Source organism: Streptomyces calidiresistens, from assembly GCF_014141525.1.
In the GTDB taxonomy this organism is placed as follows: Bacteria; Actinomycetota; Actinomycetes; order Streptomycetales; family Streptomycetaceae; genus Streptomyces; species Streptomyces calidiresistens.
This window is the reverse complement of record NZ_VKHS01000171.1, coordinates 1-8,318: the sequence shown is the minus strand read 5'-3', so window position 1 is coordinate 8,318 and position 8,318 is coordinate 1. Positions and strand designations below refer to the sequence as shown.

Genomic DNA, 8,318 nt, shown 5'->3' with positions numbered 1-8,318 from the left:
GTACGGAGGCGGTACGGGAGCGGCACCGGGGTCGGGCGGAGGGGCCGGATGCCGGACACGACCGTTCGGTTCCCGCCGGCACGGGAGCGGGAACCGGAATGAAAGCCGATCCTGACAGTCAAAGGGTCCTTCAACAAGGGATTCGGTTGTTTCTCTTTGGTTAAACGACGGATCCCATCGTCACGACCTTGCGCGCCCGACTCCGCTCGTGCACAGTGAACCGGGTGGCCCGAGACTCCAGACACACGACCAGCCGCCCCCCGCTCGACCGGGTGTCGCTGGGCATCATCGAGCAACTGCAGCAGGACGGCCGCCGTTCCTACGCAGCCATCGGGAAGGCCGTCGGCCTCTCCGAGGCGGCGGTGCGGCAGCGGGTGCAGAAGCTGCTCGACCAGGGTGCGATGCAGATCGTGGCGGTCACCGACCCGCTCACCGTGGGCTTCCTGCGGCAGGCGATGGTCGGGATCAACGTCGAGGGCGACCTGGAACCGGTCGCGGACGCGCTGGCGGAGATGGACGAGGTGGACTACGTCGTCGTCACCGCCGGCTCGTTCGACCTGTTGGTCGAGATCGTCTGCGAGGACGACGACCACCTGCTCGAGATGATCAGCAAGCGCATCCGCACCCTGCCGGGCGTGCGATCCACCGAGAGCTTCGTCTATCTCAAGCTGCGCAAGCAGACCTACGCATGGGGAACCCGATAGCCGTGAGCACGGAACCGCTTCAGACCACCGTCCCCTCGCCCTCCGACCCGCCGTCGCCCGCCGGGGGCGGAGCCGGCCCCGGCGCGGCCCGGGACCACCTGTGGATGCACTTCACCCGCATGTCGTCCTACGCGCAGGCGCCGGTTCCCACCATCGTGCGGGGCGAGGGCGTCCATGTCTTCGACGACCGGGGCCGCCGCTACATCGACGGTCTCGCCGGGCTGTTCGTCGTCCAGGCGGGCCACGGCCGGGCCGAACTCGCCGAGGCCGCCGCCGCCCAGGCCCGCGAGCTGGCCTTCTTCCCCGTGTGGTCCTACGCCCACCCCCCGGCGGTGGAACTGGCGGAGCGCCTGGCCCACCACGCCCCGGGCGACCTCAACAAGGTCTTCTTCACCACGGGGGGCGGCGAGGCGGTGGAGACGGCCTGGAAACTGGCCAAGCAGTACCACCGGCTGACCGGCGGCACCGGTCGCTACAAGGTCATCTCCCGGGCGGTGGCCTACCACGGCACCCCGCACGGCGCGCTGTCCATCACCGGCCTGCCGGCCCTGCGCGCCCCTTTCGAACCCCTGGTGCCCGGCGCCCACAAGGTGCCCAACACCAACATCTACCGGGCGCCGATCCACGGCGACGACCCCGAGGCGTTCGGCCGTTGGGCGGCGGACCGCATCGAGGAACAGATCCTCTTCGAGGGACCGGAGACCGTGGCGGCCGTCTTCCTGGAGCCGGTGCAGAACGCCGGTGGCTGTTTCCCCCCGCCGCCCGGGTACTTCGCCCGGGTCCGGGAGATCTGCGACCGGTACGGCGTGCTGCTCGTCTCCGACGAGGTGATCTGTGCCTTCGGCCGGCTGGGCACGATGTTCGCCTGTGACAAGTTCGGCTACGTCCCGGACATCATCACCTGCGCCAAGGGGATGACCTCCGGCTACTCCCCGATCGGGGCCGCGATCGTCTCCGACCGGATCGCCGAGCCGTTCTTCCGCGAGGACAACGTCTTCGCGCACGGCTACACCTTCGGGGGTCACCCGGTGTCGGCCGCCGTCGCCCTCGCCAACCTGGACCTCTTCGAGCGCGAGGGGCTCAACCGGCACGTGCTGGAGAAGGAGGCCGACTTCCGGGCCACCCTGGAACGGCTGCTGGACCTGCCGATCGTCGGCGACGTGCGGGGGGACGGCTTCTTCTACGGCATCGAACTGGTCAAGGACCGTGCCACGAAGGAGACGTTCACCGAGGAGGAGTGCGAGCGGGTCCTGTACGGCTTCCTGTCCGGGGCACTGTTCGAGGCCGGTCTGTACTGCCGCGCCGATGACCGGGGTGACCCGGTGGTACAGCTCGCCCCGCCGCTGATCAGCGACCAGGCGGTGTTCGACGAGATCGAGCAGATCCTGCGGTCCGTGCTCACCAAGGCGTGGTCGATGCTGTGACCACGACCTCGTGACCGCCCCGTCGCCTCCCCTCCCGTCGACCGGGAGGGGAGGCGACGGGCGTTCAGCGACGCGGGACCAGCCGGGTGAAGTCGGCCCCCGCGATCCCGCCCGCGGTGACCCGGACCACCGCGGTCCGGGGGCCGGAGGCGCCCGCCGGCGGGTCGAGCGTCACCAGGTACCGGCCCACCGGGAGATGGACCAGGCCGAAGCGGCCCGATCCGTCGGTGCGCGCCTCGAGCGTTCCACCGGAGCCGCCGGCGTTCCCGGCGAGGGGACGGACCGTCACCCGGGCGCCGTCCAGCGGCGTGCCGTCGCGCAGGGCGACCGTCCCGGCGAGGTGGCCGTCGGTCGGTCGTTCCTTCCACTCCATCCCCGGCACCCCGGTCCGCCCCGCGAGCGGAGCGTCCGGACCGGTGGTCAGGGCTCTCGCCAGAGCCGCCCGTTCCGCCGCCCGGTTCGCCGCGGAACCGTCCACGTGCGCGGAGCTCGGATTGGCGTAGGAGTATCCGCTCCACCCGGCGGCCGTGTTGCCGGCGGCGGTGGGCGTCAGGGCGATCCGGGCCTGCTCCACGCTCTCGGCGATCGGATTCAGGTACAGCGCGGGACCGTTGACGGCCTGGCGGTCGGCCTGGTGGTCGGCCAGGAACTCCGACCACTCGGCGAACATCGCGGCCTGGTCGGGCACCCACTGCCGCTTGTAGTTCATCGCGACCACGGTGTCCACGATGCCCTCCTCCAGCCACCCGGCCCAGTCCTGGAGGACCTCGGTGTAGGGCCGGGAGGTCTCCCAGCCCCCCGTGGCCCCGGGACCGTGGCCGTAGGTGATGGCGTTGACCGAGAGCCGGACCGTCGGGTCCTCCTCCCACAACCCCAGGTACAGCCGCCGCACCAGCCCCGTCACCTGGTCGCGCCGCCAGGTGGTCCACTCCCCGTCGGCGGGGTGGGGCGTGTCGACGCGTCCGGTGGCGGCGCGGAAGCGGGCGAGGGAGACCTCGTTGTACCCCCAGTCGCTGCGGCCGGTCGCCGCGCTGCCGTCGGGGTGGCGGATGTAGTCGAGGTTGATCCCGTCCAGGTCGTACTCGCGGACCAGGCCCCGCACCGCCTCGACGATGTGGTCGACGGCCGCCGGGTGGCCGGGGTCGATGTAGGAGTTCGCCCCGATCATCTCGGTGCCGTCGGCCCGGCGGTTGAGCCAGCGCTCGGCCCCCTCGGCGGAGGGACCGTGCCGGTTGAAGGCGTGTTCCGGGGAGCGCGGCGGGGTGGCGCTGTTCCACAGGGTGTTGACGTTGACCCAGGCGTGCACCTCCAGGCCCGCCGCACGGGCCTGCCGGATCACCTCGTCCAGCGGGTCGTAGGGGGCGGGGTCGATGGCGGCGTCGGTGCGGGGGTACAGGGAACGGTTGCAGAAGCAGTCCCAGCGACGGGAGATCTGCACGATGAGGGCGTTGGCGTTCACCGCCAGGGCGTCCTCGATCACCGCGCCCACCCGGGCGGGGCTCTGGACGCCCTCGTTGAAGGCGTCCACCCAGTAGCTGCGCCACTGGTCGGGAACGCCGGAGGGGTCCGTTTCGGAGGCGGAGGCGGCGGGGTGCGTCGGTGGGGTGGGTGTCCCGGGCGTTGCGGCGGCACCGGCTGGGGAGGCGAGCAGCGGGACGGTCAACAGTCCGAGGACGGACAGCGGAACGAGCACGATCCGGCGCATGGGGTCCCTTCGAGAGGTCCGGACGACGGCGGCCGCGCCGCGCGACCGGGCCGGCGGCCGGGACCCGGGGCGCCGTGACAATTTAGTTCGCCCCGGGGGCGCAGTCCAGACGGAAACTTTCACCGATTCGCGTGTCGGCCCTCCGGGTGGCCCCCAACGCCCCGACGCGACCGCCGATCCGGCGCCGGGTCACCCCTCCGGGGCCGGGGCCTCCCACCGATCCCCCGCCTCCCCGGGCGGCAGCGCCACCGTCTCGGCGGGGTCGAACCGGATCCGGACGACCTCCCCCTCCTCCGGGGCCCCGCGCAGGGGACAGGCCGCCTCGACGGTCGGCCCGCGCTCCGGCCGCAGCACCAGCACCACGTGATCGCCGCGGAAGGTGCGACCGGTGACCACGCACCGCGGGGTCGCCGTCCCGGCCCCCGCGCCGGCGTCCCCCGCGCCGGCGTCGTCCACGGGGTCGGTGGCCCCACCGATGATCCGCACCCCACCGGGGCGCACCAGCAACTGCGCACGCCCCCGCCACGTCTCCGGAAGCCCCGAGGACCCGGTGCCCGGAACCGGGTCGAACGGGATCTCCCCCCAGGGGGAACGCACCCGCCGCTCCCCCACCGCCTCCACCGGCACCAGGTTGCGGAACCCCAGGAAACGGGCCACGAAGGCGGAGGCCGGCCGCTGCCACACCTCCACCGGCGTGCCGACCTGCGCCACCCGGCCACGCTCCATCACCACCAGCCGGTCCGCCATCGCGAACGCCTCGCCCTGATCGTGGGTCACCGCCAGCACCGTCGTACCCAGGGTCCTGAACAGCGCCCGCAACTCCACGGCCAGTCGCTCCCGCAGGTCCCGGTCCAACTGCCCCAGCGGCTCGTCCAGCATCAGCACCCGGGGCTCCGGCGCCAGGGCCCGGGCCAGTGCAACCCGCTGCTGCTCACCGCCCGACAACGACGCCGGGGCACGTCCGCCGGCCTCCGGGAGCCCCACCAACCGGAGCAGTTCCTCCGCCCGGGCACGCGCCGTCGCCCGGTCCGTGCCGCGCATCCGCAGTCCGAACAGGACATTGCCCAGCACGTCGCGCTGCGGGAACAGCTGATGGTCCTGGAACATCAGCCCCACCCCCCGACGGTGCGCCGGCACCCGCGCCTGGTCCCGCCCCTCCAACAGCACCCGTCCCCCGTCCGGTCGCCGCAATCCGGCGACCACCCGCAGCAGGGTGGACTTCCCGCTGCCGCTGGGGCCCAGCACGCACACCGTCCGTCCGGCCGGCACCTCCAGATCCACCCCGTCCACCGCCGGGGGGCCCTGCGCCCCGGCGAAACGGACGGTGATGCCCTCCAGGCGCAGCAGCGGCCCGTCGGTGGTTCCGGTCGTTCCCATGTTCGTTCTCCCGTCGTGCCCCGGCGCTGCCGGTCCGGAACGACCGCACGGGTCGCCCGCACCGCCCGGGGCGGAACCGTCAGAAGGCACCCGACCGCAGCGGCCGGATCCGCTCCAGTGCCAGCAGGACCGTCGCGCAGACCACCATCAGGATGGTGCTCAGGGCCATCGCCTGCCCGTAGGTCAGTTCCCCCGCCCGTCCCAGCAGACGGGCCACCGCCACCGGCAACGTCGGGGCGTCCGGCCGCGCGATGAAGACCGTGGCCCCGAACTCCCCCATCGACACCGCGAAGGCGAAGCCCGCCGCGAGCAGCAGCGCCCGCCGCACCAGGGGAAGATCCACTTCCCGCCACACCCTCCACGGCGAGGCCCCCAGCACGGTCGCCGCCTCCCGCAGCCGGTCGTCCACCGCGCGCAGCACCGGCAGCATCACCCGGACCACGAACGGCACCCCCACCAGGGCCTGGGCGATCGGCACCAGCACCCAGGAGGAACGCAGGTCCAGGGGCGGGGCGTCCAGGGCGATGAGGAAACCGAAGCCGACGGTCACCGCCGACGTGCCCAGCGGCAGCATCAACAACGCGTCGAACCCCCGCACCAGGCGTCCGGCCCGGCGGGTGAGCGCCGCTGCCGCGAGACCGCCGACCACCAGCGCGATCAGGGTGGCCACCGCCGCGTAGCGCAGCGAGTTGCCCACCGCCTCCATCGGTGCCACCGGGAAGGTGCCACCGCCGTCGAGGAACAGGGCCCGGTAGTGGTCCAGCCCCCACCCCCCGCCGGGCACCGACAGCGAGCGCTCCACCAGCACCGCCGGCGGCAGGAGCAGGAGCAGTCCGATGACCAGCAGCACCCACCCCAGCAACAGGCGCTGTCCCACCCCGCGGGGCGGCCGGGCCGGATCCACCGTGCCGGTCAGACCGAGCCCCGTCTCCCGCCGGCGCACCGTGCGGGCGTGCACCAGCAGCATCACCGACACCGCGGCGAACTGCACGATGCTCAGCACCGCCGCCGTCGGCAGGTCCAGCAACTGGGCGGTCTGCCGGTAGATCTCCACCTCCAGGGTCGCCAGCCGGGGGCCGCCCAGGATGAGCACGGCCCCGAAGGAGGTGAAGGTGAACAGGAAGACCATCAGCGCGGCGGCGGCCACCGACGGGGCCAGCGCGGGCAGTGTGATCCGCCACCAGGCGGTGAACCGGCCCGCCCCCAGGACGCGGGCGGCATCCTCCTGCCGCGGGTCCAGTTGCTCCCACATCCCGCCGACGGTGCGCACCACCACGGCGTAGTTGAAGAAGACGTGGGCCAGGAGGATCGCCCACACCGTACCGTCCAGGCGGACACCGAACAGGTCGTCGAGCAGACCGCCGCGCCCCACCAGGGCGAGGAACGCCGACCCGGCGACCACGGTGGGCAGCACGAAGGGCACGGTGACCACGGCCCGCAGCAATCGGCGGCCGGGGAAGTCCAGGCGGGCCAGCGCCCAGGCCCCGGGCAGGGCCAGGAGGAGGGTCAACAGGGTGGAGGCGGCGGCCTGCCACACCGTGAACCACACCACCTGGCCGATGCCCGGATCGGAGAGCACCTCCACCACCCGACCCGGCCGCCAGGCGCCGTCCTCGCGCAGCCCCCGCGAGACGATCGCGGTCACGGGGTACACGAAGAAGACCGCCAGGAAGGCGACCGGAAGGGCGATCAGCCCGCAGCGCGCGGCCCGCCCGCGGGCGGCCGGGCTCACCGCAGGACCAGTGCCGTCCAGTCGTCCACCAGGGAGGCGCGGTTCTCGGCGATGACCGCGGGGTCGAGGGTGTACGGGTCCTCGACGACCACGCCGTACTCGGTGAAGACCTCCGGCAGTTCCACGTCCGTCCGGGCCGGGTTGACGAACATCGTCAGCGGCAGGTCCTCCTGGAAGGGCTCGGAGAGCATGAAGTCGATCAGGGCCCGACCCCCCTCGGGGTTCTCCGCGCCGGAGAGGAGCCCGGCGAACTCCACCTGGCGGAAGCAGGTGCCGGTGGACACCCCGGTGGGGGCCTCCTCCGGGTCGGGGTCGGAGCCGAAGATCACCTCGGCCGGCGGGCTGGTGGCGTAGGAGACCACCAGCGGACGGTCACCGCCGCCGGAGCCGGAGAAGTGGTCGTAGTACGCCTGCTCCCACCCGTTGACGACCTCGACACCGTTGTCGACCAGGCTCTGCCAGTAGTCCTGCCAGCCGTCCTCGCCGAAGGCGGCGACGGTGCCCAGCAGGAAGCCCAGGCCGGGTGAGGAGGTGGCGGGGTTCTGCACGACCAGCAGGTCGGCCATGGCCGGGTCGGCGAGGTCCTCCAGGGTCTCGGGCGGCTCGATGCCCTCCTCCTCGAACCAGGCGCGGTCCCAGTTGACGCAGATGTCCCCGGTGTCGATCGGGGTGACGGAGCGACCGCCGTCGGGCGGCAGCAACTCGTCGGGGACGGCGTCCAGACCGGCGGCCTCGTACTCCTCGAAGACGCCCTCGTCCACGGCCCGGGACAGCAGGGTGTTGTCCACCCCGAACAGGACGTCCGCCTGCGGGTTGCCGGCGGTCAGCACGGCCTGGTTGACCATCACCCCGGCGTCACCGCCGCGCACGATGACGACCTCGTGGCCGGTTTCCTCCGTGAAGCGCTCCAGCACCTCCTCCGAGATGTCGAAGGAGTCGTGGGTGAGCAGGGTGACCGGGGCTGCGGCGGTGTCGGTGCCCTCCCCGTCGCCCCCGGTGGGGGCACCCTCGCCGTCGCCCGACCCGCAGCCGGCGAGCAGGGCGACGCCGAGGCAGGCGGCGAGAGCGGTGGTGGCCGTGCGGTTCATGGTGCGGGACCTCGGCGTTCGTGTCGGCCCGGACCGGAGGGCGCGCACGGCAGCACGGGAGAGAATCCGAACTTCCTACCCTGCGGCACGAGGCCGCTCGGGCGAGGTTCAAAGGGTCTGCGGCCGGTGTGCCGCACTCTCAGCGCTGCGAGCGCTCCCCTGTCGGGCGGTGGACGGACACCCGGATCGGGCGCCTGTTCGACGGTCACCCTAACCCGGGGGTCGGTTCCGTCCGACGGCGCCCCCGTGGGGTGGGGCGGCCCCCACGGGCCGCCCCACCCCACGGGC

Annotated in this window: 6 protein-coding genes; 2 read left to right on the top strand and 4 right to left on the bottom strand. The window is 73.0% G+C overall.

Translation table 11 applies throughout. The features are described from left to right. The first annotated feature begins 215 nt into the window (after window positions 1-215). Together FOE67_RS09875 and FOE67_RS09870 are read left to right on the top strand one after the other, a co-directional pair. On the top strand, window positions 216-704 hold the full coding sequence (locus FOE67_RS09875; protein ID WP_143620341.1) for an Lrp/AsnC family transcriptional regulator: 489 nt from the start codon (window positions 216-218) through the stop codon (window positions 702-704). After that, window positions 689-2,128 carry an aspartate aminotransferase family protein gene (locus FOE67_RS09870; protein ID WP_182662642.1) on the top strand — a complete coding sequence of 480 codons (1,440 nt, stop codon included), beginning with the start codon at window positions 689-691 and terminating at the stop codon, window positions 2,126-2,128. Before FOE67_RS09875 ends, FOE67_RS09870 begins: the two co-directional genes overlap by 16 nt. Before the next feature lie 64 nt (window positions 2,129-2,192). Here the strand turns inward: FOE67_RS09870 and FOE67_RS09865 are convergent, their stop codons facing one another. The 4 genes from FOE67_RS09865 to FOE67_RS09850 form a co-directional block, all read right to left on the bottom strand. Next, a complete protein-coding gene (locus tag FOE67_RS09865) occupies window positions 2,193-3,833 on the bottom strand; it encodes a family 10 glycosylhydrolase (RefSeq protein WP_182662640.1) in 1,641 nt (546 codons plus the stop codon). Window positions 3,834-4,022: 189 nt separating this feature from the next. Next, window positions 4,023-5,210 (bottom strand): ABC transporter ATP-binding protein, encoded by a 1,188-nt coding sequence (locus FOE67_RS09860; RefSeq protein ID WP_182662638.1) that lies wholly within the window; start codon window positions 5,208-5,210, stop codon window positions 4,023-4,025. 79 nt (window positions 5,211-5,289) lie between these two features. Further along, window positions 5,290-6,942: an ABC transporter permease gene (locus FOE67_RS09855; protein ID WP_323384601.1), complete on the bottom strand. Its 1,653-nt coding sequence runs from the start codon at window positions 6,940-6,942 to the stop codon at window positions 5,290-5,292. Further along, window positions 6,939-8,030 (bottom strand): thiamine ABC transporter substrate-binding protein, encoded by a 1,092-nt coding sequence (locus FOE67_RS09850; RefSeq protein WP_182662636.1) that lies wholly within the window; start codon window positions 8,028-8,030, stop codon window positions 6,939-6,941. Before FOE67_RS09850 ends, FOE67_RS09855 begins: the two co-directional genes overlap by 4 nt. Between the last annotated feature and the right edge of the window lie 288 nt (window positions 8,031-8,318).

What these genes read in the sequence shown, in the direction of transcription:
- FOE67_RS09850 (WP_182662636.1), bottom strand. Translation starts at nt 8,030, where the DNA reads ATGAACCGCACGGCCACCACCGCTCTCGCCGCCTGCCTCGGCGTCGCC.
- FOE67_RS09870 (WP_182662642.1), top strand. Translation starts at nt 689, where the DNA reads ATGGGGAACCCGATAGCCGTGAGCACGGAACCGCTTCAGACCACCGTC.
- FOE67_RS09860 (WP_182662638.1), bottom strand. Translation starts at nt 5,210, where the DNA reads ATGGGAACGACCGGAACCACCGACGGGCCGCTGCTGCGCCTGGAGGGC.
- FOE67_RS09865 (WP_182662640.1), bottom strand. Translation starts at nt 3,833, where the DNA reads ATGCGCCGGATCGTGCTCGTTCCGCTGTCCGTCCTCGGACTGTTGACC.